The following is a 21,154-nucleotide window of genomic DNA, read 5'->3' as shown; positions in this document are numbered from 1 at the left end:
CTGCCATGGCAAAACTGGCACTGATTAACCGTGAACAAAAGCGCGCTGACTTGGTGAAGAAGTTCGCTGCCAAGCGCGCTGAGTTGAAGGCAATCATCGACGATCAAACGAAATCGGAAGAAGAGCGCTACGAAGCGCGCCTGAAATTACAGGCACTGCCGCGCAACTCTAATCCGACCCGTCAGCGCAACCGTTGCACACTGACCGGTCGTCCGCGCGGGACCTTCCGCAAGTTCGGTTTGGCTCGTATCAAGCTCCGTGAGATCGCTATGCGTGGCGAGATTCCGGGTATGACTAAAGCTAGCTGGTAATAGGAGAACAAGCAATGAGTATGAGCGATCCTATCGCCGATATGCTGACCCGCATCCGCAATGCCCAAGGTGTACAGAAGACCACGGTTGCAATGCCGTCGTCCAAGGTCAAGGTGGCAATTGCCAGCGTTCTGAGGGACGAGGGTTATATTGAAGATTTCGCAGTATCCGACGCGGACGGCAAGGCGGAGCTGAAGATTGGTCTGAAGTACTATGCCGGCCGTCCTGTTATCGAGCGTCTCGAGCGTGTATCGCGCCCTGGCCTTCGCATTTACAAAGGCAAGGACGAGATTCCCCAGGTTATGAACGGGCTCGGCGTGGCAATCGTGTCAACGCCGAAGGGTGTGATGACAGACCGCAAAGCGCGCGCGACCGGTGTCGGTGGCGAAGTTATTTGCTACGTGGCCTAAGGAGTGCAAGATGTCTCGTGTAGGTAAAATGCCGATTGCACTGCCGAAGGACGCGGAAGCGACCATCAGCGCAGAGCAAATTACAGTTAAAGGCCCGCTGGGCACACTTAGCCAAGGCCTGAATGGCTTGGTCAAGATCGAAAACGACAACGGTACCCTGAAGTTCTCTCCGGCGAATGATAGCCGCGAAGCGAACGCGATGTCGGGCACGCTGCGTGCGTTGGTCAATAACATGGTCAATGGCGTCACCAAGGGCTTTGAGAAGAAGCTTTCGCTGGTCGGTGTGGGCTTCCGTGCGCAGGCGCAAGGTGATAAGTTGAACCTGTCACTCGGTTTTTCGCATCCGGTCGTGCATCAGATGCCCGCTGGCGTCAAGTGTGAGACTCCTACCCAAACCGAAATCCTGATCAAGGGTGTCGACAAGCAGAGGGTCGGGCAGACAGCTGCCGAAGTTCGTGCTTACCGTAGTCCTGAGCCTTACAAGGGCAAGGGCGTTCGCTATGCGGACGAAGTGGTAACGCTCAAAGAAACCAAGAAGAAGTAATAGGGGTTGACGATGGACAAGAAACAATCACGTCTGCGCCGCGCACGCCAAACTCGCGCGAAGATCGCGGAGTTGAAGGTGAATCGCCTGGCCGTGCATCGCACCAACCTGCACATTTACGCAAACATCATCGGTCCGGATGCCAAGGTGCTGGCCTCTGCCTCTACGCTGGAAGCGGAAGTGCGTCAGGAATTGGCTGGAAAGTCGGGCAAAGGCGGAAACGCCGCTGCCGCAGCCTTGGTGGGCAAGCGCGTGGCAGAGAAGGCTTTGAAGGCTGGAATCTCCGAAGTCGCGTTCGACCGTTCCGGTTTCCGCTACCACGGCCGTGTCAAGGCGGTGGCGGAGGCGGCTCGCGAAGCCGGTCTGAAGTTCTAAGGAAGAATCGTCATGGCAAAAATGCAAGCAAAGACGCAGCAGGGCGAAGAGCGCGACGATGGTATGCGCGAAAAGATGATCGCGGTCAACCGTGTAACCAAGGTTGTCAAGGGTGGACGCATCATGGGTTTTGCTGCACTGACAGTGGTTGGTGACGGCGACGGACGTATCGGAATGGGTAAGGGGAAGTCCAAAGAAGTTCCCGTTGCCGTTCAAAAGGCGATGGAAGAAGCCCGTCGCAAGATGATCAAAGTGACATTGAAGAATGGAACGCTGCAGCACACGGTTACTGGAAAACACGGTGCATCGACAGTCATGATCTCGCCGGCAAAGGATGGTACCGGTGTGATCGCAGGTGGTCCGATGCGTGCAATTTTTGATGTGATGGGCGTGACGAATGTTGTCGCGAAATCCTACGGCTCGACGAATCCATACAACATGGTTCGTGCGACGCTGAACGGTTTGGCGAGCATGAGCACTCCTTCCGAGATCGCAGCCAAGCGTGGCAAGTCGGTTGAAGAAATTCTGGGTTAAGGTGATCCGAATGGCAAACACTATCAAAGTGAAGCTGGTCAAAGGTTTGATCGGAACACGTCAGGACCATCGGGCGACAGTACGCGGCCTTGGTCTGCGTCGTGTGAACTCGGTCTCGGAACTGCAAGACACGCCAGCTGTTCGCGGCATGATCAACAAGGTTTCGTATCTCGTGAAAGTGGTGTCGTAAGCCTTGGGCTTGCGAACGGAGCAAATCATGGAATTGAATAATATCCAACCGGCAGATGGCGCAAAGCACGCAAAGCGGCGCGTCGGACGTGGCATCGGCTCGGGTCTGGGCAAGACTGCCGGCCGTGGTCACAAAGGGCAGAAATCCCGCTCGGGCGGTTTTCACAAGGTCGGCTTTGAAGGCGGTCAGATGCCGCTCCAACGCCGCTTGCCGAAGCGTGGCTTTAAGTCGTTGGCAACCCCGTTTAAGGCCGAGGTTCGTTTGGGCGACCTCGATAAACTGCCAGTTGCGGAAATCGATGTTCTGGCGCTGAAGCAAGCCGGTCTCGTTTCCGAGTTGGCGCGAGTAGTGCGTATCATCAAGGCCGGTGAAATCAGCAAGAAGATTTCGGTGAAGGGCTTGATCGCTACTAAGGGTGCCAAGGCGGCAATTGAAGCAGCCGGTGGTTCGGTTGCTTAACAACTTACCGGTTTGTTCGGAGCACTAATTGGCGACGACACCTCAACTCGCTAAGAGCGCTGCAAGCGGTTTTCCATGGGGGCGCCTATGGTTTCTGCTTGCTGCTCTAGTTGTTTATCGTATCGGTGCGCATATTCCCGTACCGGGGATCGATCCAACGCAGTTGTCTGAGCTATTCAAACAAAACCAGGGGGGTATCCTGGGAATGTTTAATATGTTCTCCGGCGGTGCGTTGTCGCGCTTTACTATTTTCGCGCTAGGAATCATGCCGTACATTTCGGCATCGATCATCATGCAGCTGATGTCGATCGTATCGCCGCAGCTCGAAGCGCTAAAGAAGGAAGGTGAGGCCGGTCGTCGAAAGATAACGCAATATACTCGTTACGGTACTCTGGTATTGGCTACATTCCAGGCACTCGGCATTGCGGTGGCTCTGGAGTCGCAACCCGGGCTCGTACTGGACGCGGGGCTCGCATTTCGCTTGACCACCGTCGTAACCCTGGTTACCGGAACAATGTTCTTGATGTGGCTAGGCGAACAGATTACTGAACGCGGCTTGGGTAACGGCATTTCGATCATTATTTTTGCCGGTATTGCGGCTGGATTGCCGAACGCAATCGGCGGACTGTTCGAACTGGTGCGAACTGGTTCGATGAATGCGTTGTCGGCGATCTTGATTTGCGTGATTGTTGCCGCCGTTACGTTCCTCGTGGTCTTTATCGAACGAGGTCAACGCAAGATTCTGGTGAACTACGCGAAACGTCAGGTTGGAAACAAGATTTATGGCGGACAGAGCAGCCATCTGCCCTTGAAGCTCAATATGTCCGGCGTGATTCCACCAATTTTCGCGTCGTCGATTATCTTGTTTCCGGCGACGATTACGAGTTGGTTTACCTCCGGTGATACTTCGAACTCGTTTGTGCGATTTCTGAAGGATTTGGCTGCCTCCTTGGCGCCAGGTGAGCCGATTCACGCGTTGCTGTATGCAATAGCGATCGTGTTCTTCTGCTTTTTTTATACCGCCTTGGTATTTAACAGCAAAGAGACGGCAGACAATTTGAAGAAGAGTGGTGCGTTTGTTCCGGGTATTCGACCGGGCGACCAGACAGCGCGATACATCGACAAGATCTTGATGCGTTTGACGCTGGTGGGCGCGGTATATATCACGTTGGTGTGCTTGTTACCGGAATTTCTGATCGCGCGCTGGAAGGTGCCGTTCTATTTCGGCGGGACGTCGCTGTTAATTATCGTCGTGGTGACGATGGATTTCATGGCACAGGTACAGAATTACGTGATGTCGCAGCAATACGAATCGCTGCTACGTAAAGCGAATTTCAAGGGCGGTATGCCGATGCGCTAGGCGATCGACGGCCCAGGAGAACGAGCAGAGCGAATGGCAAAAGACGACGTAATTCAGATGCAGGGTGAGATTCTCGAGAATCTTCCGAATGCAACATTTCGAGTCAAGTTGGAAAACGGGCACGTGGTTCTCGGGCACATTTCCGGGAAGATGCGGATGAACTATATCCGGATTCTCCCAGGGGATAAAGTGACAGTGGAATTGACGCCTTATGATTTGAGCCGGGCACGCATCGTGTTCCGCACGAAGTAAGTAACAAGTAACCAGAGCTGAAAGAAAGAGGGCAAAAATGAAAGTGCTCGCATCAGTCAAGCGGATTTGCCGCAACTGTAAGATCATTAAGCGCAAAGGCGTCGTTCGTGTTATCTGCACAGAACCACGCCATAAGCAGCGCCAGGGTTAATTAACGTTATTGATTGAGGAATAACGAATGGCACGTATTGCAGGGGTGAATATCCCCAATCACCAACACACCGTTATCGGCTTGACAGCGATTTATGGTATTGGCCGTCCGCGCGCGCAGGAAATTTGCGACCAGACGGGAGTTCCGTCCACGAAGAAGGTCAAGGATCTGGATGATAACGAACTGGAAAAGCTGCGCGACGCGATCGGCAAGTTCGTCGTCGAAGGTGACCTGCGTCGTGAAGTCTCGATGAACATCAAGCGCTTGATGGATTTGGGTTGCTACCGCGGCCTGCGCCATCGCAAGGGCCTTCCGTGCCGTGGTCAGCGCACGCGCACCAATGCTCGCACCCGCAAAGGTCCGCGCAAGGCAGCTCAGTCGCTGAAGAAATAAGCCAGCGCAGTTTGACTCGTAGTCGGATTCAAGGAAATTAAAATGGCAAAAGCCCCGAATAGCGCCGCAGCAGCCCGCGTGCGAAAGAAAGTTAAGAAGAATGTTGCCGAAGGCATCGCGCATATTCATGCGTCCTTCAACAACACCATCATCACCATTACTGACCGTCAAGGCAATGCACTGTCTTGGGCGACCTCCGGTGGTGCAGGCTTCAAAGGTTCGCGTAAATCGACCCCATTCGCAGCACAGGTTGCGGCTGAAGCAGCCGGCAAAGTTGCAATTGAGTGTGGCGTGAAGAATCTTGAGGTTCGCATCAAGGGGCCCGGCCCGGGCCGTGAGTCGGCGGTTCGTGCCTTGAACGGCCTCGGCATCAAGATCACGCAGATTCAGGACGTAACACCGGTGCCGCATAACGGCTGCCGTCCGCCGAAGCGCCGCCGCATCTAAGTGCAGGCGGACTAGGTACTAGTCCTTGAAGTCGCAAGTCGCCCGCCAAGACTCTTGGCGGGTTTTGTTCTTAAGACCACTGTCTGGCCGAGCTTAGGTCAGACTAGCGCCTGGCAGATTTGGCATCACGCTTGATCTGGTCGGGGCGTCATTTAAAAAAAGGAAATTAACGTGGCACGTTATATCGGACCGAAAGCAAAACTGTCCCGTCGCGAAGGGACTGACCTTTTTCTGAAGAGCGCTCGTCGCTCGCTGGACTCAAAGTGCAAGCTGGACTCCAAACCGGGTCAGCACGGCCGCACCTCTGGTGCGCGCACTTCCGATTACGGCAACCAACTGCGCGAAAAGCAGAAGGTTAAGCGCATGTATGGCATTCTTGAGCGCCAGTTCCGCCGTTATTTCGCCGAAGCGGATCGCCGCAAGGGTAACACCGGCGAAAACTTGCTGAAGCTGCTCGAATCCCGCCTTGATAACGTCGCATACCGCATGGGTTTCGGCTCTACACGCGCAGAAGCACGCCAACTGGTGAGCCACAAGGCATTTACAGTCAACGGTTCGGTTGTCAATATCGCTTCTTTCCAGGTGCGTGCCGGTGACATCGTCGCCGTGCGCGAGAAGGCGAAGAAACAGGCTCGCATTATCGAGGCACTGTCTCTGGCCGAGCAAAGCGGGATGCCGTCGTGGGTATCCGTCGATGCCAAGAAGATGGAAGGCACCTTCAAGTCCATGCCGGACCGCGGCGAGATCGCCAACGATGTCAATGAATCGCTGATCGTCGAATTGTATTCCCGTTAATTTTGATTTCCCCTGCCCCGTTAAAAATGGGGCAGGATTCTTTGTAATGCCATCAGCCTTATCGGTGTAACGAGCCGAGGGTATTGAAAAGGACATTTCATGCAAAACAGCCTGTTGAAACCCCGAATTATCGAAGTTGAGGCACTCGGTGCCGGTCACGCCAAAGTCGTCATGGAGCCGTTCGAGCGCGGCTACGGCCACACGCTCGGTAACGCACTGCGTCGCGTGCTGTTGTCGTCAATGGTTGGATATGCGCCGACCGAGGTAACGATCGCTGGTGTGGTGCACGAGTACTCATCTCTGGATGGGGTGCAGGAAGACGTCGTTGATATGCTGTTGAACCTGAAAGGTGTCGTGTTCAAATTGCATAACCGCGACGAGGTGACACTGACTTTGAAGAAGGACGGCGAGGGTGCAGTGTTGGCATCTGATATCGACCTGCCGCACGATGTTGAGCTGATCAACCCGGATCATGTCATCGCGCATCTAACTGCGGGTGGCAAACTGGACATGCAAATCAAGGTCGAAAAGGGCCGCGGCTATGTCCCGGGCAATGTGCGTCGGCTCTCGGAAGACGCAAACAAGACCATTGGCCGGATCGTCCTGGATGCATCGTTCTCGCCGGTTCGCCGCGTTTCGTATGCTGTCGAATCTGCGCGCGTGGAACAGCGTACCGACCTCGACAAGCTGGTCATGAATATCGAGACCAACGGTGTGATCTCGCCGGAAGAAGCGATTCGCCAGTCCGCACGCGTGCTGGTGGACCAACTGAACGTGTTTGCCGCACTCGAAGGCACGGAAGCAGCAGCTGAAGCACCGTCGCGTGCTCCGTCGGTTGATCCTATCCTTCTGCGCCCGGTCGACGATCTGGAACTCACAGTTCGCTCTGCGAATTGCCTCAAGGCCGAAAATATTTACTACATCGGTGATTTGATCCAGCGCAGCGAAAATGAATTGCTCAAGACGCCGAACCTCGGTCGCAAATCGCTGAATGAGATCAAGGAAGTGCTCGCATCCCGCGGTCTGACCTTGGGTATGAAGCTGGAAAACTGGCCGCCTGCTGGCCTTGAGAAGTAAGTCATCCGGGAGCGTCCCTTAGGGCGCTTCCGATTGAAGTTGCTTTACCGACTTGGAAATATCAAACACTGAAATACCGGCCCGCGACCGGCTAACCCGGTCGATAGAAGAGCTGGACCTAAAACTGAAAAATAGAAAGGAAATACCATGCGCCACCGTCACGGCCTCCGCAAACTGAATCGTACATCCTCGCATCGTCTCGCGATGCTGCGCAACATGACCGTTTCCCTGCTGCGTCACGAAGCAATCAAGACAACTTTGCCGAAGGCAAAAGAATTGCGCCGCGTTGTCGAGCCAATCCTCACGCTTGGCAAGACCGATAATCTGTCGAATAAGCGCCTCGCCTTCAGCCGTCTGCGTGATCGCGAAATCGTCGGTAAGCTGTTCTCCGAGCTTGGCCCGCGTTATGCCGCTCGTAATGGCGGTTACGTCCGTATCCTGAAGATGGGCTTCCGTCAGGGCGATAATGCGCCGATGGCATTTGTTGAGCTGGTGGACCGTCCGGAAATCAGCGATGCGGCAGAAGTGCCGACCGCTGAGTAATTCGCACGTCTTTCCGCAGAAGAAAAGCCAGGCAATGCCTGGCTTTTTTGCTTTGATGCGACGCTGGCTGTTCAGATAATTTGCGGCCTCATGCAGCGCGCTAGGCAGGCGCGTGGGACTTGTTTTTTTTGTGGCAAGATGTTCGTTTTCGATGGGATGAAGTTAGTGCATGCTTGAAACCAGCATTCTGTCAGTTGTCAATCTTCGTAAGTCATACGGCAATGGTGCTGCGCGCAGCCTCGTGGTTGATGGCTTATCCTTCAGCCTTCGTCGCGGGGAGTGTTACGGTCTGCTCGGCCCAAATGGTGCGGGGAAGACGACGACTTTGCGTTTGTGTCTGGGACTGACGGCGCCGGATAGCGGCGAGATTGTTCTTGTCGGTCGGCGTATACCGCAGGAGGCTCGCGCCGCACGTCTGCGAGTCGGGGTTGTTCCTCAGGCCGACAATCTTGATCCCGACTTCACGGTGGCTGAAAACCTTCTCGTATTCGGCAGGTACTTCGGGATGAGCGACGACGAGATTGCTGCACGGATTCCGAAGCTGCTGGAGTTTGCCAATTTGACTGCGAAGAAGGATGCGAATATCGGTGAACTTTCAGGCGGCATGAAGCGCCGCCTCACGCTTGCCCGGGCGCTGATTAACGACCCGGACCTGATCTTCATGGACGAACCTACAACCGGACTTGATCCGCAGGCGCGGCACATGATTTGGGACAGGTTGAAGACGCTTCTCGCCGAAGGCAAGACGATTGTTCTGACCACGCACTTCATGGATGAAGCAGAACGCCTTTGTGACCGACTGGCCGTGATCGATCACGGGCAGATGATTGCGGAAGGCTCTCCCCGCGATCTCATCGGGCAACATATCGAGGCGGAAGTGGTCGAAGTGTATGGTGACAATGCGCGTGCCTGGGGTGATGCTGAAGGGCGTGAAAAATCGGCACGAATCGAAGTGAGCGGCGAGACCGTGTTCTGCTATACCAACGATGCGCAGCCCCTGCTGGCAAGCTTGCATAGTATGCAGGGCGTGCGGTATTTGCATCGGCCGGCAAACCTGGAAGATTTGTTCCTGAAGCTGACCGGAAGGGAAATGAGAGACTGAGATGAGTGCAACGGTATACGCTTTGCCGGGTTTCTCGCTGCGTTTTTTTCCGATATGGCAGCGTAATTTTCTGGTTTGGAAAAAGCTCGCGTTTGCCAGCATTCTCGGCAATATCGCCGATCCTCTGATTACATTGGTAGCCTTCGGTTATGGCTTGGGCAGTCTGCTGCACACGGTGAACGGGATTCCCTACATTCAGTTCCTGGCATCCGGCTCGATCTGCATGTCCATCATGATGGCGGCGTCGTTTGAAACGCTTTACTCGGCGTTTTCGCGCATGCATGTCCAGAAGACGTGGGATGCGTTGCTGAATGCACCCTTGGCGCTGGACGACGTGGTGCTTGCCGAAATGCTATGGGCAGCGACAAAGTCACTGTTTTCCGGTATTGCCATTCTGCTGGTGATCTTCATGTTGGGAATAGGTCTTCATCCTCATGTGCTATTGGTACCGCCATTACTGTTTCTAATCGGAATGACTTTTGCATCGGTAGGTTTGATTGTGAACGCACTTGCACGTGGGTATGATTTCTTTACCTACTATTTCACTCTCGTGTTAACGCCGATGATTTTTCTGTCCGGAGTGTATTATCCAACTGAGCAATTACCGGCATGGCTGCAGATCTTCGCCAAGATCTTGCCGCTCGGCGCCGCGGTGAACCTGATTCGCCCCCTGATACTCGGCCAACTGCCCACGGCACCATGGATGCACATTGGTGTATTGATTGCGTATTGCGCGGGCGGCTTCTATATCGCGACCATCCTGACTCGCCGCCGGCTGCTGAAATGATCGTCAATTTTCGAACGAGGAATGGCAAATGCAACAAGCGCTGCTGGTCCTGACCAACGTTCCGGACGAAACGACAGCGCATGCAATCGCACGGCGCCTGGTTGAGAGCCGGTTTGCCGCGTGCGTCAATCTGTTGCCGGCCGTGCGCTCTGTGTACCAATGGCAAGGAGTGGTTGAGGAAGCGGGTGAGGTGACCATGCTGATCAAGACGACACAGGCGCGTTACGCGGAATTGGAGGCTGCGATCAAGGCTGCACATCCCTATGAGGTCCCCGAAGTTATTGCCGTTCCGATCACTGCCGGATTGCCGGAGTACTTGAACTGGGTTGCTTCTGAAACAAAGAAAGAACTGAATGTTTAGTTTATTGAGCCAGCGTGCGGGCGGACAGTTGTTGAACCGCCTTGCTGCCATCCTTGTTGCCGTGCTTGCACTCTTTCTTGCGCCCTTGTCGCATGCTGAAGCTGATTTTCTCGATCCCGAGATGGCCTTCCAGTTTTCCGCACGCATGCCCGATGCGAAGTCGATTGAGGTCACTTACAAGATTGCCGATGGATACTACATGTATCACGACCGCTATGCGTTCAAGGCGGAAGGGGCGACGCTGGGACTGCCGCTTATTCCACCCGGCAAGGTGAAGTTCGACGAGACATTTCAGAAAGATGTAGAGACCCATCGGAAAGTTGTCGTGATGACGATTCCGGTCGAGGCGTCCGGCCCGTTTACACTGAAGGTGACCGGTCAGGGATGCGCGGATAAAGGCCTGTGCTATCCGCCAATGGAATCGAGGGCGAGCTTGTCACCGATTGGCGCTGCGGTGTCCGGCAATGTCGGAGCGAAGGAAAGCGGAAGTGCCGGCATTAGTCGCACGAACGCGCCGGGCGAGAGCGAGATGGGGCGCATCGAGGCATCGCTGCAAAGCGGCAAGCTGCTGGCAATTTTGCCCTTGTTCCTCGTGCTCGGACTGGGTTTGGCCTTTACGCCCTGTGTCTTGCCGATGGTGCCGATTCTGTCCTCGATCATCGTTGGCGAGGGTGCTCATGTCAGCCGCAGTCGCGGTTTTTCGCTGTCTGTCTCGTACTCGCTCGGCATGGCGCTGGTGTATACCGCGCTGGGGGTAGTTGCCGGCCTGGTTGGTGAGGGCTTGGCAGCGGCCTTGCAGAATCCCTGGGTACTGTCCGCATTCGCGCTACTGATGGTGCTACTGTCGCTTTCGATGTTTGGGGTCTACCAGATTCAGATGCCGGCCTCGATTCAGACCCGGCTCACCCAGGCGTCGGAACGTCAGGCGGCAGGGAAGATGCTCGGTGTCTTCGTGATGGGCGCGCTTTCCGCTCTGATTGTCGGACCATGTGTCGCCGCGCCCCTCGCGGGCGCCTTGCTCTATATCAGTCAGACACACGACGTCGTCATCGGTGGCAGCGCGCTTTTTGCAATGGCTGTCGGGATGAGCGTGCCGCTGTTGCTGGTCGGTGTTTCCGCCGGTGCCTTGCTGCCGCGTGCCGGCGCCTGGATGGAGTCGGTCAAGTTCTTCTTCGGCGTGGTCATGCTTGGGCTGGCGCTGTGGATCGTGACGCCAGTGATTCCGGGCTGGGTGCCGATGCTCGGATGGGCCGCGCTTGGTATTGGCTACGGTATTTATTTGATGCGGGGGAAACGCTGGGGCTGGATTTCCAAGGCGATTGGCCTTTCCGTGGCGGTGCTGGGCCTGGTGCAATTGGTGGGCGCGGCGACAGGCGGGCGTGATGCATTGGCACCCCTTTCACATTTGACGGGCGGGGCGCATAAGATCGAATTCACGCGGGTGAAGACCTCGGCCGAACTCGACGCCCTGCTGGCGCGGGCTGGCGCGAAAACCGTCATGCTCGATTTCTACGCCGACTGGTGCGTATCCTGCAAGGAAATGGAGAAGCTCACCTTCAGCGACGCGCGTGTGCAGGCGCAATTCGCCAACATGGTGCTGCTGCAGGCGGATGTGACGGCAAATAACGATGACGACAAGGCATTGTTGAGGCGCTTCAAGCTTTTCGGTCCGCCGGGAATCATTTTCTTCGACAAGGGAAGCGAAATTCAGGGAAGTCGTGTTATCGGCTATCAGGATGCAGACAAATTCCTGCAGTCCTTGAAGCGCGCGAGCGGCCAGATATAACCGGCCAGGCATAAGAACCAAACTACTTTGTCGTTGAACGCCGAGCAAGGCAGCGCTATATTGATCTTTCGATAACACGATGGGAGATTGATATGGCGCTGCATTTAGGTGATACCGCACCCGATTTCGAGCAGGATTCAACAATAGGAACAATCAAATTCCATGAATGGGCCGACAATTCATGGGTCGTCTTGTTCTCTCACCCGGCGGATTTCACGCCGGTCTGCACGACTGAGCTTGGTCTCACTGCCAAGCTGAAATCCGAATTCGATAAACGCAACGTCAAGGCGATCGCCCTGTCTGTAGACCCGGCTGACAAGCACCGGGAATGGGTCAAGGATATCGAAGACACGCAGAACACGACCGTGGATTTCCCCATCATTGCGGACGCCGACACGCGCGTGGCGCAGCTGTACGACATGATCCATCCGAATCAGTCGGAAACCATGACGGTGCGTTCGCTGTTCATCATTGATCCAAAGAAGAAAGTGCGTCTGACCATCACGTATCCGATGAGTACAGGACGCAATTTCGACGAGGTGCTGCGGGTGATCGACGCGCTCCAACTGACCGACGGCTACACCGTCGCCACACCGGGCAACTGGCGTGACGGTGACGACGTCATCATTCCGCTGAGCATTCAGGATGAGGATGTGATCAAGCAGAAATACCCGAAGGGTTACACCGCCCCGCGTCCCTACCTCCGGATGACGCCGCAACCGAACCGGAGTTGAGCAATGAAGTCGCATGCAGCAGCTTGCATGCTTTTGCCACTCCCTCAGCAAGCGCCCAGTCAATGGGCGCTTTTTTTCGCACTACCGCTCCTTATCGTTCGGTATCGCGTGCCTGATCCTCAAGGTAGCGTTTGCGGCGGAAGAAGAACAGGAGCACGGCGACGATCACCGCCATCGTTCCCATGGTGATCCAGAATCCGGCTCGGTCCTTGATGAGCGGCATGTCATTAAAATTCATCCCGAAGATGCCCGTGATGAGCGTTAGCGGCATGAACAGGGCGGTAATGACGGTCAGCGTGCGCATGATCTCGCTCGTGCGATGCGCCATGGCGGAAAAATGAATCTGGACCGCGGATTCGATCGTTGCTTCCAGCCGTTGTGCGTGATTGAGGACGCGCGTGATGTGCTCCATGATGTCATGCACACGCACTAACATCAGATCCCTTGTGCGGCCGTTGTGCGATTCGTCTATGCCGTCGACCAGATAGTCGCGCAGCTCCTGCATCGCGTCGCGCTGTCCCTCGCATAGGTGATCCAGCTTGCGCAGCTCGATACGCGCGTCCAGCAACGCGGTCCAATCATTGAACGGGTGGCGCGGGCTGAGCAAGGCGCGCTGCCACCGATCGATCTGCCCGGTAAGCGGCTGCCGCAACGCCAGATATTGATCGACCATCGCATTCAGCAGGCGCAGCATCAGCTCTTCCGGCGATGCGGGCGGCCGGCTCGCATGAGGCCCGCCATCGCGTTTGCTTTTCTGTTCCAGCAGCCGGGCGCGGGTGGTCTCGATCGTGCGGCTGTTTGCTGCATGCACCGTCACGAGCGCCCGCTCCATCAATAGAAAGGTCACCGGTTTGGTGGCGAGCCTGGTCAGCGCCGGGGGAATCTTGCGCCTCTTTGCTCGCTCATCGGATTCTTCCGCCGTGCCATCGGCGTCGAGAGCAAGCTTGCGAAACACTACCATCGCGTAATCCTGGGTCGAATCAAAGTAAGACGGATGGGAGAGATTGATGGCGTCGCTCAGATGCGGATCGTAGATGTGGATGCCGGTGGCGCGCTCGACCGCGTCGCGCCACGCGCTGGTGTCGGCGGCAACTTCGTCATGTGTAGCGTCCAGCCACAGGAAGCCGTGTGACGGGATCTCGTCCAGCGCGTGGGACACCGACGTCACCTGGCTGCTGTTGATGTGAAAAATATCCATGGGGCCCCGATGGCAATTTAGGAATGCGCGTGGCACGCAGCAGAAACGTGCCAGTCGCTGTTCTGGCAATGGTAGCTGAAACGCCGGGAAATGAACTACTTGAAACGCCGTGGATGCGCGTGCAGGGAGAGGAGGCATCGACGCCGTTGCGGCGATCGATGCCTTGTTGCGTGCCGACTGCTTAGCCGAGCTTCAGCCGGCGCGCAATGTCGAGGGCAAAATACGTAAGCACGCCGTCGGCACCTGCGCGCTTGAACGACAGCATGGCTTCCATCATCGTTTTATCGTGGTCGAGCCAGCCGTTTTGCGCGGCCGCCTTGATCATTGCGTACTCGCCGCTCACTTGATAGGCGAAGGTCGGCACCTTGAATTCGTCTTTCACGCGGCGCACGATGTCGAGGTAGGGCATGCCGGGCTTGACCATGACCATGTCCGCGCCTTCCGCCAGATCGAGTGCGACTTCGCGCAGTGCCTCGTTACTGTTGGCCGGATCCATCTGGTAAGTGCTCTTGTTGCTCTTGCCAAGGTTTGCCGCCGACCCGACCGCATCACGGAACGGACCATAGAATGCCGACGCGTACTTGGCCGAATAGGCCATGATGCGTGTGTAAATGTGGCCACGCGATTCCAGTGCAGCGCGGATAGCGCCGATCCGGCCGTCCATCATGTCTGACGGCGCGACGATATCGACACCGGCTTCTGCCTGCGCCAGTGCCTGCTTCACGAGGATGGCGCTTGTTTCATCATTGAGCACGTACCCGTCTGCATTCAGTACGCCGTCTTGCCCATGGCTGGTGTACGGGTCGAGCGCCACGTCGGTCAGGATGCCAAGTTCCGGGAAACGCTGCTTCAGTTCGCGCACGGCCCGCGGTACCAGTCCTTCCGGGTTGATGGCTTCGATGCCGTCGGGGGTTTTCAGCGAGGGGCTGATTACCGGGAACAAGGCCATGACGGGAATGCCGAGTGCAACACACTCTTCGGCCACGCCGAGCAGCAAGTCCACCGACAAGCGTTCGACGCCGGACATCGAGGCAACCTTTTCACGCTGATTCTTTCCGTCGAGGATAAAGACCGGGTAAATCAAATCCGACGCGGTGAGAACATGCTCGCGCATCATGGCGCGGGAAAAGGCGTCCTTGCGCATGCGGCGCATCCGGATTGCAGGAAATTGCAGGGCAGGCAGAGAATGAGACATGGCAGTGTATGAATAAATGGAAAGCGCGAAATAAGGGCTTGTTACAAATTTCTGAAACTTTTCAGGCTGAGCCCTATCTTAGCAATAGGTGATCACTCACCTCCCGCTTCTCCTCCCTGAGCGGGGCCTATCGTGGCATTAGCGATAAGGCGTTACTGCCCTGGAGATCTTCCCCTTTCTCCAGGGTTTTTTTTTGCCCAAAAATTCTGCGATCAGCTTTGGGCATCGCTATCATCGCCCTCAGTTGCCGCCTCTGACAAGCCAAGCAAATCAAGAATTCGCTGATTTGCCTCGTCGATACCGGTGCGTTTCAATGCCGAAAACAATTGCACGGTAAACGGAAAAGGTTTCCCCTGCTCGTCGACGTAGCTATTTAATACCGTCCGCGCCAGGCGTAACGCATTGGTGGATTCATTCCGGTTCAGTTTGTCGGCCTTGGTCAACAGGCAATGCACCGGTTTTCCGGTCGGCGCGAACCATTCCAGCATCTGCACATCGAGGTCCGTAAAGGGCCGGCGCGAATCCATGATCAGGACCAGTGCAACGAGTTGTTCGCGCCTTTGGATATAGTTTCCGAGCAGTTCGTTCCAATGCAGCTTGGCCTCGCCGGGCACTTCGGCGTAGCCATAACCGGGAAGGTCAACCAGCAAGGCTCGGATTTCCTCGACTTTGGTCGCGTCTTTCCGATGCTGGCCAACGTGCGCACCGCCGATGGAGAAGTAATTGATATGTTGCGTTCGGCCAGGTGTTTTAGAGGCAAATGCCAGTTTTTTCTGGTTGCACAGAAGATTGATGGCGCTCGATTTACCAGCATTCGAGCGGCCGGCAAAAGCGATTTCGGGAACTTGCGTATTTGGCAAGTCGCGAAGGTGGTTCACCGTGGTGAAGAAGCGGGCTTGCCAAAGTAGGGACATAGAGGGAGAAATTGCAGCAAAAACCAGCGAAAATGCTGGAAAGCTATTGTACAATAAGCGGTTATGTATTGCTGCGCCGCAGAAGATGCGCTGCACAAAAGAGATCGCCGCCAGGCCAGAATTTTAATATCAAGTCCAGGGTGTTTTAATGAACCGTGCGTTTTTACCGATTGTAAAGTCCTTGTTTGTCGCGATGGTGGCGGTTTCCTCGGTTGCGTATGCAGCGGAAGAAAATAAAGCTCCGAAAGCTGATCCTGCGAAGGGTGAGGCGCTGTTCACCAGCATGGCTTGCGTTGGCTGCCATGGCGCGGCCGGCAATTCCACCATTGTGCAGAATCCGAAACTGGCCGGTCAGCATGAGCAGTATATCGTCAAGCAACTCGCCGACTTCAAGACCCCGCAGCGTACCAATCCGGTGATGAGCGCCATTGCCAAGACGGTGTCGGACGTGGACGCAAAGAATATCGCTGCCTATCTCGACAAGCAGACCACGAGTGCGGGCGCAGCCAAGAACAAGAATTCCGTCGAGCTGGGCAAGAAGATCTACCGTGGCGGCATTGCCGAGAAAAACGTCCCGGCATGCGCCGGTTGCCACGGTGCCACCGGCAACGGGATTCCGGCGCAGTTTCCGCGTCTGGCTGGTCAGCATCAGGAGTACACTGTCGCTCAGCTGACCAACTTCCGTGCCGGCGGTCGTAACAACAGCCCGCAGATGACAACCATCGCCAAGCGTATGCTGGATGATGAAATCCAGGCTGTTGCAGACTATGTTGCCGGCCTGAAGTAATGCCGTAAATGTAGTACCACGGGTTGGAACGAATCAGATGGAGGGGGTGGCAGATGCCACCCCCTTTTGCTTTTGAAGATCACAAACATGAACGTAACTACCGCCGGGCTGCAATTGAATACCAGGCGCCGCTGGCTGGCAGAGGCAGTCGAGTTGACTTCGTCGATGCGGTTTGCGATCAGCCTTCTGACGCTAATTGCCATTGCATCGGTCATCGGCACCGTATTGAAGCAGAACGAGCCGATGCCGAATTATGTGAATCAGTTCGGCCCATTCTGGTTCGAGGTGTTCAACAAGCTCGGCCTGTATGCGGTGTATTCGGCCTGGTGGTTCTTACTGATCATGAGCTTCCTGGTGCTGTCGACCTCGCTTTGCATTATCCGCAACGCGCCGAAGATGCTGAAAGACATGCGCAGCTGGCGCGAGAATGTGCGCGAGCAGTCCTTGCGCAATTTTCATCACAAGGCGGAATGGACGAGCGCGTTGCCACTGACGGCGCTTGCACATCAGCTCGCGCAGCGCATTGCGGCGAGCGGATACAAGGTCAAGCTGGTCGAGAAGGATGCGGGGCGGCTGATCGCCGCCAAGCGCGGTGCGGCAAATAAATGGGGCTACATTTTTGCGCATAGCGCGATCGTGATCATTTGCATCGGCGGTCTGCTCGATTCCGATTTGCCGATTCGCTTCCAGGAGTGGTTCAACGGCAAGACGCCGTTTGCGGGAAGCGGTGCGATCTCGGCAATTCCTGCGCAGCACAGGCTCGACATCGGCAATCCCACTTTTCGCGGCAATACCTTCATCCCGGAAGGTGCAACCAGCAACACTGCCATTCTCCCGCGGCAGAACGGCGTTCTGGTACAGGAGCTGCCGTTTTCGATCCAGTTGAAGAAGTTCATCATCGAGCACTATTCGACCGGGATGCCGAAGCTGTTCGCCAGCGAAGTGGTGGTGCGCGACGACGAAACAGGCAAGACCTTCAATGCCACCATCAAGGTGAATCAACCCTTGGTCTACAAGGGTGTCGCAATTTATCAGGCGAGCTTCGACGACGGCGGCAGCAAGCTGCAACTGGCTGCCTATCCGATGACCGGTTCGCGGCGCGAGACGTTTGCGCTCAAGGGCGAGGTGGGCGGCTCGACGCCATTGACTGGTGCTGGCGAGTACACCGTGGAGTGGACCGGTTTTCGCCCATTTAACGTGGAGAACATGGCGCAAAGCGGCCAGGACGTGCGCGCGGTGGGCGGCGACAAGGGATTCAATGAACGATTCGCCGCCGGCCTGGACAAGCAGCTGGGCTCCGCGGCGAAAAATGCGAACAACAAGGATCTGAAAAACGTCGGGCCCAGCGTGCAGTACAAGCTGCGCGACAAGACGGGGCAGGCGCGCGAATATCACAATTACATGCAGCCGGTCCTGCTGGACGGAAGCATGGTTTTCCTGACCGGCATGCGCGATTCGCCGAGCGAGTCTTTCCGCTATGTGCGCATCCCGGCTGACGACAAGGATACGGTCGAGGAGTGGATGCGTCTGCGTGCCGCGGTGTTCGATCCGGAACTGCGGGCGCAGGCGGCCAGGCGTTACGCACTGCATGCGATGCCTGAGGCGAAGGGAAATGTGGATACCCTGCGGCAGCAGTTGCAGCTTTCAGCCTTGCGCGGATTGGAAATTTTTGCAGGCAACGGGCAAGAGGCGGGATATGTCGCCGTCTCGAAATTCCTGGAAAAGCTGCCTCCCGCCGAGCAGGAAAAGGCTGCCGATGTCTTCATGAAAATTCTCAATGGCAGCATGTGGGAACTTTGGCAAGCAGCGCGCGAGAACGACGGCTTGCCGGCGGCAGCGATAGACGAAAAGCACGGGCGCTTCCTGCAGCTGGCGATCAATGCAATTTCCGATGCGTCTTTCTACGGGGCGCCTGTCTACCTGCAACTGCGGGGATTCGACGAAGTCAAAGCTTCTGTCCTGCAAGTGACCCGCTCGCCGGGAAAGAATGTCGTGTATCTTGGTTGCCTGTTGCTGACGCTTGGCGTGTTCGCCATGTTTTACATTCGCGAACGCCGTTTGTGGGTCTGGCTGAAACCCGATAGCGAGGGCGGAACACACGCCTTGATGGCCATGAGCTCACAGCGCAAGACGCTCGACTTCGAAAAGGAATTCGAGGTGCTGAAAACACAGTTGCCGGGCCGGGATAGTTGAGGGCCACGGGCATGATGCCCGAAGGCCTGACGCCCGAAGTTGCAACCCGTTTAATCTGACCACCCGCGCGATGAGCATGGGATGGAGACAAACATGGAAATGACGCAATCACACATCTATTCTCCGCCGCAGGGATTCTTCCGGCGCTTGAGTCTGCTCGACTGGCTGTATGCTGCCGCGCTGGTTGCCGGAGCACTGTTCGCGTTCAATCGCTTTGGTGCGTACATGGATGTCTATGAAAAATCGATCCTGATATTGTCCGCACCGACATTCGCCTGGCTCGGCTGGCAATGGAAGCAGGTCCGCTGGCTGATGGCATTGCTTGCTGTGCTGGCGCTGTCGTCCATTGCACTCTATGGTGGCAGCCTCGACGCGGCCAATAGCAGGTTCTTCCTGAAGTATGCATTGTCGAGCCAGTCCGCGATCCTGTGGATGAGCACCTTGTTCTTCCTGTCCACCTTGTTTTACTGGGGCGGCCTGGCGACCCGATCCGATTTCGGCGCGTCCGTCGGTAGCAAGCTGTGCTGGGCGGCGGTCGTGATGGGATTCACCGGCATGCTGGTGCGCTGGTACGAGTCCTATCTGGTTGGCGCCGACATCGGGCATATTCCGATCTCCAACCTGTATGAAGTATTCGTCCTGTTCTGCATGATCACCGCGCTGTTCTACCTGTATTACGAAGAGCGTTATGCAACGCGTCAACTCGGGCCTTTCGTGCTACTGGTGATTTCCGCGGCAGTCGGCTTCCTTCTCTGGTACACGATCAACCGGGAGGCATCGGGCATACAGCCGCTGGTGCCAGCCTTGCAAAGCTGGTGGATGAAGATCCACGTGCCTGCCAATTTCATCGGGTACGGCACCTTCTCGTTGGCGGCGATGGTTTCGATGGCCTATTTGCTGAAATCCAGGGGCATCCTGGCAGACCGCCTTCCGACACTGGAAGTGCTGGACGATGTGATCTACAAGGCGATCGCCGTCGGTTTCGCGTTTTTCACCATTGCAACGATCCTTGGTGCATTATGGGCGGCGGAAGCATGGGGCGGCTACTGGTCCTGGGATCCGAAGGAAACCTGGGCGCTGATTGTCTGGTTGAACTATGCTGCATGGCTGCACATGCGCCTGATGAAAGGCTTGCGGGGACAGGTGGCTGCCTGGTGGGCGCTGATCGGCCTGGTGGTGACAACGTTCGCCTTCCTCGGCGTCAATATGTTCCTGTCAGGCTTGCATTCCTACGGGGCGCTTTAAATAAATCAAGAAAAGAGCGCAGGCGGAGGGAATAAAACGTCCGTCGCGGTTGTTTACTTCATGTGCGCATCACGAGCACGCTTGATTAACCAGCTTAGCGAGGACTTCATGAAAATTCGTTTCTCATTAGTATCATCGTTGCTCGCCGTCTTGCTGGCCAGCAGCGCAAGCCTGGCTTTCGCAGAAGCGCCGGTCAAGGCCAGCGATGGCATGCTGACCAACTCTTCCGGCATGACCCTGTACACCTTTGACAAGGACGCCGCAGGCAGCGGCAAGAGTGCCTGCAACGGCCCCTGCGCCGCGAATTGGCCGCCGCTGATGGCCAAGGAGGGAGACCAGCCTAGTGGCGACTACAGCATCGTCACCCGCGATGATGGCGGCAAGCAGTGGGCCTACAAGGGCAAGCCGCTCTATCAGTGGGTGAAAGACCAGAAACCGGGCGACAAGACCGGTGACGGCGTCAATAACGTCTGGCATACCGCCAAACCGTAAACACGCATCCGCCCATGGCCGACTTCGCCGATGAGCTCGCATTGCAGATTCCAAGGCTGCGACGGTATGCGCGCGCATTGACGCATGATGTGTCATGGGCTGACGATCTGGTGCAGGACACGCTGGAACGTGCCCTGCAGCGACGCTGGCTATTCCGGATCAATTCCAATCTCACTGCCTGGCTGTTTACCATGTTGTACCGCTTGTATCTGAACGAGGCACCGCGCCGGCAAATTGCGGCCGTATCGCTTGAGGATGTGCCGGAGCCGGCCACGCCGGGCGATCTTGGGCAGCAGCTCGATTTGCAGCGCGCGCTGGCGAGATTGAGCCCGGAGCATCGGGCTGTCATCGTGCTGGTCGGGCTGGAGCAGATGCGTTATCAGGAGGTTGCCGATGTGCTGAACGTTCCGCTGGGCACCGTCATGTCACGCCTCGCGCGTGCGCGCAGCCACTTGCGCGAATTGTTGTCCGGTCAGTCTGCACCCGCAGCATCGGCACATTTAACCCGGGTCAAGTGAC

General features: G+C 56.3%; 28 protein-coding genes. 25 read left to right on the top strand and 3 right to left on the bottom strand.

All coding sequences use genetic code 11. The annotated features are described in order from the left end of the window. The first annotated feature begins 5 nt into the window (after positions 1-5). The 20 genes from rpsN (at position 6) to E6W33_RS13555 (ending at position 12,611) form a co-directional block, all read left to right on the top strand. Entirely contained in the window at positions 6-311 is a 306-nt protein-coding gene (rpsN, locus tag E6W33_RS13650) for a 30S ribosomal protein S14 (RefSeq protein ID WP_136417868.1), read from the top strand. Between the two features lie 14 nt (positions 312-325). Continuing rightward, positions 326-721 carry a 30S ribosomal protein S8 gene (gene rpsH, locus E6W33_RS13645; protein WP_136417867.1) on the top strand — a complete coding sequence of 132 codons (396 nt, stop codon included), beginning with the start codon at positions 326-328 and terminating at the stop codon, positions 719-721. A gap of 10 nt (positions 722-731) precedes the next feature. Continuing rightward, a complete protein-coding gene (rplF, locus tag E6W33_RS13640) occupies positions 732-1,265 on the top strand; it encodes a 50S ribosomal protein L6 (RefSeq protein ID WP_136417866.1) in 534 nt (177 codons plus the stop codon). 12 nt (positions 1,266-1,277) lie between these two features. Further along, the gene (gene rplR / locus E6W33_RS13635; protein ID WP_136417865.1) at positions 1,278-1,640 is read left to right on the top strand and encodes a 50S ribosomal protein L18; all 363 of its coding nucleotides are present in this window, start codon (positions 1,278-1,280) and stop codon (positions 1,638-1,640) included. 12 nt (positions 1,641-1,652) lie between these two features. Next, entirely contained in the window at positions 1,653-2,174 is a 522-nt protein-coding gene (gene rpsE / locus E6W33_RS13630; protein ID WP_136417864.1) for a 30S ribosomal protein S5, read from the top strand. A 10-nt stretch (positions 2,175-2,184) separates the two neighbouring features. Beyond that, positions 2,185-2,364 (top strand): 50S ribosomal protein L30, encoded by a 180-nt coding sequence (gene rpmD / locus E6W33_RS13625; RefSeq protein WP_040039196.1) that lies wholly within the window; start codon positions 2,185-2,187, stop codon positions 2,362-2,364. A 27-nt stretch (positions 2,365-2,391) separates the two neighbouring features. Then, complete coding sequence (rplO, locus tag E6W33_RS13620; protein WP_136417863.1) at positions 2,392-2,823, top strand: 50S ribosomal protein L15; 432 nt, start codon at positions 2,392-2,394, stop codon at positions 2,821-2,823. A 28-nt stretch (positions 2,824-2,851) separates the two neighbouring features. Continuing rightward, positions 2,852-4,183, top strand: a complete 1,332-nt coding sequence (gene secY / locus E6W33_RS13615) for a preprotein translocase subunit SecY (RefSeq protein WP_136417862.1) — start codon at positions 2,852-2,854, stop codon at positions 4,181-4,183. A 33-nt stretch (positions 4,184-4,216) separates the two neighbouring features. Beyond that, on the top strand, positions 4,217-4,435 hold the full coding sequence (gene infA / locus E6W33_RS13610; protein ID WP_005663428.1) for a translation initiation factor IF-1: 219 nt from the start codon (positions 4,217-4,219) through the stop codon (positions 4,433-4,435). 37 nt (positions 4,436-4,472) lie between these two features. Then, a complete protein-coding gene (gene rpmJ / locus E6W33_RS13605; protein WP_014004415.1) occupies positions 4,473-4,586 on the top strand; it encodes a 50S ribosomal protein L36 in 114 nt (37 codons plus the stop codon). Positions 4,587-4,613: 27 nt separating this feature from the next. Next, positions 4,614-4,979 carry a 30S ribosomal protein S13 gene (gene rpsM, locus E6W33_RS13600; RefSeq protein WP_136417861.1) on the top strand — a complete coding sequence of 122 codons (366 nt, stop codon included), beginning with the start codon at positions 4,614-4,616 and terminating at the stop codon, positions 4,977-4,979. A 42-nt stretch (positions 4,980-5,021) separates the two neighbouring features. Further along, positions 5,022-5,426 carry a 30S ribosomal protein S11 gene (gene rpsK / locus E6W33_RS13595; RefSeq protein WP_136417860.1) on the top strand — a complete coding sequence of 135 codons (405 nt, stop codon included), beginning with the start codon at positions 5,022-5,024 and terminating at the stop codon, positions 5,424-5,426. A gap of 171 nt (positions 5,427-5,597) precedes the next feature. After that, positions 5,598-6,221, top strand: a complete 624-nt coding sequence (gene rpsD, locus E6W33_RS13590) for a 30S ribosomal protein S4 (protein ID WP_136417859.1) — start codon at positions 5,598-5,600, stop codon at positions 6,219-6,221. Positions 6,222-6,320: 99 nt separating this feature from the next. After that, positions 6,321-7,298 carry a DNA-directed RNA polymerase subunit alpha gene (rpoA, locus tag E6W33_RS13585; RefSeq protein WP_136417858.1) on the top strand — a complete coding sequence of 326 codons (978 nt, stop codon included), beginning with the start codon at positions 6,321-6,323 and terminating at the stop codon, positions 7,296-7,298. Between the two features lie 147 nt (positions 7,299-7,445). Next, positions 7,446-7,841, top strand: coding sequence for a 50S ribosomal protein L17 (rplQ, locus tag E6W33_RS13580; RefSeq protein ID WP_136417857.1), 396 nt, complete (start codon positions 7,446-7,448; stop codon positions 7,839-7,841). A 169-nt stretch (positions 7,842-8,010) separates the two neighbouring features. Continuing rightward, on the top strand, positions 8,011-8,943 hold the full coding sequence (locus E6W33_RS13575) for an ATP-binding cassette domain-containing protein (RefSeq protein WP_136417856.1): 933 nt from the start codon (positions 8,011-8,013) through the stop codon (positions 8,941-8,943). A 1-nt stretch (position 8,944) separates the two neighbouring features. Beyond that, on the top strand, positions 8,945-9,730 hold the full coding sequence (locus E6W33_RS13570; protein ID WP_136417855.1) for an ABC transporter permease: 786 nt from the start codon (positions 8,945-8,947) through the stop codon (positions 9,728-9,730). 28 nt (positions 9,731-9,758) lie between these two features. Then, positions 9,759-10,091, top strand: a complete 333-nt coding sequence (gene cutA, locus E6W33_RS13565; protein WP_136417854.1) for a divalent-cation tolerance protein CutA — start codon at positions 9,759-9,761, stop codon at positions 10,089-10,091. Continuing rightward, complete coding sequence (gene dsbD, locus E6W33_RS13560) at positions 10,084-11,877, top strand: protein-disulfide reductase DsbD (protein WP_136417853.1); 1,794 nt, start codon at positions 10,084-10,086, stop codon at positions 11,875-11,877. Before cutA ends, dsbD begins: the two co-directional genes overlap by 8 nt. A gap of 92 nt (positions 11,878-11,969) precedes the next feature. Beyond that, on the top strand, positions 11,970-12,611 hold the full coding sequence (locus tag E6W33_RS13555) for a peroxiredoxin (protein WP_136417852.1): 642 nt from the start codon (positions 11,970-11,972) through the stop codon (positions 12,609-12,611). Between the two features lie 91 nt (positions 12,612-12,702). On the opposite strand, the gene E6W33_RS13550 is transcribed toward E6W33_RS13555, so the two are convergent. The 3 genes from E6W33_RS13550 to yihA form a co-directional block, all read right to left on the bottom strand. After that, positions 12,703-13,809, bottom strand: a complete 1,107-nt coding sequence (locus E6W33_RS13550) for a magnesium transporter CorA family protein (RefSeq protein ID WP_136417851.1) — start codon at positions 13,807-13,809, stop codon at positions 12,703-12,705. A 181-nt stretch (positions 13,810-13,990) separates the two neighbouring features. After that, positions 13,991-14,953 (bottom strand): porphobilinogen synthase, encoded by a 963-nt coding sequence (gene hemB / locus E6W33_RS13545; protein ID WP_247869642.1) that lies wholly within the window; start codon positions 14,951-14,953, stop codon positions 13,991-13,993. A gap of 263 nt (positions 14,954-15,216) precedes the next feature. Then, on the bottom strand, positions 15,217-15,918 hold the full coding sequence (gene yihA, locus E6W33_RS13540) for a ribosome biogenesis GTP-binding protein YihA/YsxC (protein ID WP_136418055.1): 702 nt from the start codon (positions 15,916-15,918) through the stop codon (positions 15,217-15,219). Between the two features lie 148 nt (positions 15,919-16,066). Here yihA and E6W33_RS13535 point away from each other — a divergent pair, with 148 nt between their 5' ends. The 5 genes from E6W33_RS13535 (at position 16,067) to E6W33_RS13515 (ending at position 21,153) form a co-directional block, all read left to right on the top strand. Then, on the top strand, positions 16,067-16,705 hold the full coding sequence (locus E6W33_RS13535) for a c-type cytochrome (RefSeq protein ID WP_136417849.1): 639 nt from the start codon (positions 16,067-16,069) through the stop codon (positions 16,703-16,705). An 87-nt stretch (positions 16,706-16,792) separates the two neighbouring features. Then, on the top strand, positions 16,793-18,898 hold the full coding sequence (locus E6W33_RS13530; protein WP_136417848.1) for a cytochrome c biogenesis protein ResB: 2,106 nt from the start codon (positions 16,793-16,795) through the stop codon (positions 18,896-18,898). Between the two features lie 93 nt (positions 18,899-18,991). After that, entirely contained in the window at positions 18,992-20,143 is a 1,152-nt protein-coding gene (gene ccsB / locus E6W33_RS13525; protein ID WP_136417847.1) for a c-type cytochrome biogenesis protein CcsB, read from the top strand. 108 nt (positions 20,144-20,251) lie between these two features. Further along, positions 20,252-20,635: a hypothetical protein gene (locus E6W33_RS13520; protein WP_136417846.1), complete on the top strand. Its 384-nt coding sequence runs from the start codon at positions 20,252-20,254 to the stop codon at positions 20,633-20,635. Between the two features lie 14 nt (positions 20,636-20,649). Beyond that, positions 20,650-21,153, top strand: coding sequence for a sigma-70 family RNA polymerase sigma factor (locus E6W33_RS13515; RefSeq protein ID WP_136417845.1), 504 nt, complete (start codon positions 20,650-20,652; stop codon positions 21,151-21,153). Position 21,154 lies beyond the last annotated feature (1 nt).

It is taken from the genome of Herbaspirillum sp. ST 5-3 (genome assembly GCF_004804275.1).
Lineage (GTDB): Bacteria > Pseudomonadota > Gammaproteobacteria > Burkholderiales > Burkholderiaceae_D > Noviherbaspirillum.
The sequence above is the reverse complement of the archived record's forward strand: the minus strand, read 5'-3'. Positions and strand labels throughout refer to the sequence as shown.

Coding starts and splice junctions, on each gene's coding strand:
- rpsN (WP_136417868.1), top strand. CDS start 6: ATGGCAAAACTGGCACTGATTAACCGTGAACAAAAGCGCGCTGACTTG.
- rpsH (WP_136417867.1), top strand. CDS start 326: ATGAGTATGAGCGATCCTATCGCCGATATGCTGACCCGCATCCGCAAT.
- rplF (WP_136417866.1), top strand. CDS start 732: ATGTCTCGTGTAGGTAAAATGCCGATTGCACTGCCGAAGGACGCGGAA.
- rplR (WP_136417865.1), top strand. CDS start 1,278: ATGGACAAGAAACAATCACGTCTGCGCCGCGCACGCCAAACTCGCGCG.
- rpsE (WP_136417864.1), top strand. CDS start 1,653: ATGGCAAAAATGCAAGCAAAGACGCAGCAGGGCGAAGAGCGCGACGAT.
- rpmD (WP_040039196.1), top strand. CDS start 2,185: ATGGCAAACACTATCAAAGTGAAGCTGGTCAAAGGTTTGATCGGAACA.
- rplO (WP_136417863.1), top strand. CDS start 2,392: ATGGAATTGAATAATATCCAACCGGCAGATGGCGCAAAGCACGCAAAG.
- infA (WP_005663428.1), top strand. CDS start 4,217: ATGGCAAAAGACGACGTAATTCAGATGCAGGGTGAGATTCTCGAGAAT.
- rpmJ (WP_014004415.1), top strand. CDS start 4,473: ATGAAAGTGCTCGCATCAGTCAAGCGGATTTGCCGCAACTGTAAGATC.
- rpsM (WP_136417861.1), top strand. CDS start 4,614: ATGGCACGTATTGCAGGGGTGAATATCCCCAATCACCAACACACCGTT.
- rpsK (WP_136417860.1), top strand. CDS start 5,022: ATGGCAAAAGCCCCGAATAGCGCCGCAGCAGCCCGCGTGCGAAAGAAA.
- rpoA (WP_136417858.1), top strand. CDS start 6,321: ATGCAAAACAGCCTGTTGAAACCCCGAATTATCGAAGTTGAGGCACTC.
- rplQ (WP_136417857.1), top strand. CDS start 7,446: ATGCGCCACCGTCACGGCCTCCGCAAACTGAATCGTACATCCTCGCAT.
- E6W33_RS13575 (WP_136417856.1), top strand. CDS start 8,011: ATGCTTGAAACCAGCATTCTGTCAGTTGTCAATCTTCGTAAGTCATAC.
- E6W33_RS13570 (WP_136417855.1), top strand. CDS start 8,945: ATGAGTGCAACGGTATACGCTTTGCCGGGTTTCTCGCTGCGTTTTTTT.
- cutA (WP_136417854.1), top strand. CDS start 9,759: ATGCAACAAGCGCTGCTGGTCCTGACCAACGTTCCGGACGAAACGACA.
- dsbD (WP_136417853.1), top strand. CDS start 10,084: ATGTTTAGTTTATTGAGCCAGCGTGCGGGCGGACAGTTGTTGAACCGC.
- E6W33_RS13555 (WP_136417852.1), top strand. CDS start 11,970: ATGGCGCTGCATTTAGGTGATACCGCACCCGATTTCGAGCAGGATTCA.
- E6W33_RS13550 (WP_136417851.1), bottom strand. CDS start 13,809: ATGGATATTTTTCACATCAACAGCAGCCAGGTGACGTCGGTGTCCCAC.
- hemB (WP_247869642.1), bottom strand. CDS start 14,953: ATGCGCAAGGACGCCTTTTCCCGCGCCATGATGCGCGAGCATGTTCTC.
- yihA (WP_136418055.1), bottom strand. CDS start 15,918: ATGTCCCTACTTTGGCAAGCCCGCTTCTTCACCACGGTGAACCACCTT.
- E6W33_RS13535 (WP_136417849.1), top strand. CDS start 16,067: ATGAACCGTGCGTTTTTACCGATTGTAAAGTCCTTGTTTGTCGCGATG.
- E6W33_RS13530 (WP_136417848.1), top strand. CDS start 16,793: ATGAACGTAACTACCGCCGGGCTGCAATTGAATACCAGGCGCCGCTGG.
- ccsB (WP_136417847.1), top strand. CDS start 18,992: ATGGAAATGACGCAATCACACATCTATTCTCCGCCGCAGGGATTCTTC.
- E6W33_RS13520 (WP_136417846.1), top strand. CDS start 20,252: ATGAAAATTCGTTTCTCATTAGTATCATCGTTGCTCGCCGTCTTGCTG.
- E6W33_RS13515 (WP_136417845.1), top strand. CDS start 20,650: ATGGCCGACTTCGCCGATGAGCTCGCATTGCAGATTCCAAGGCTGCGA.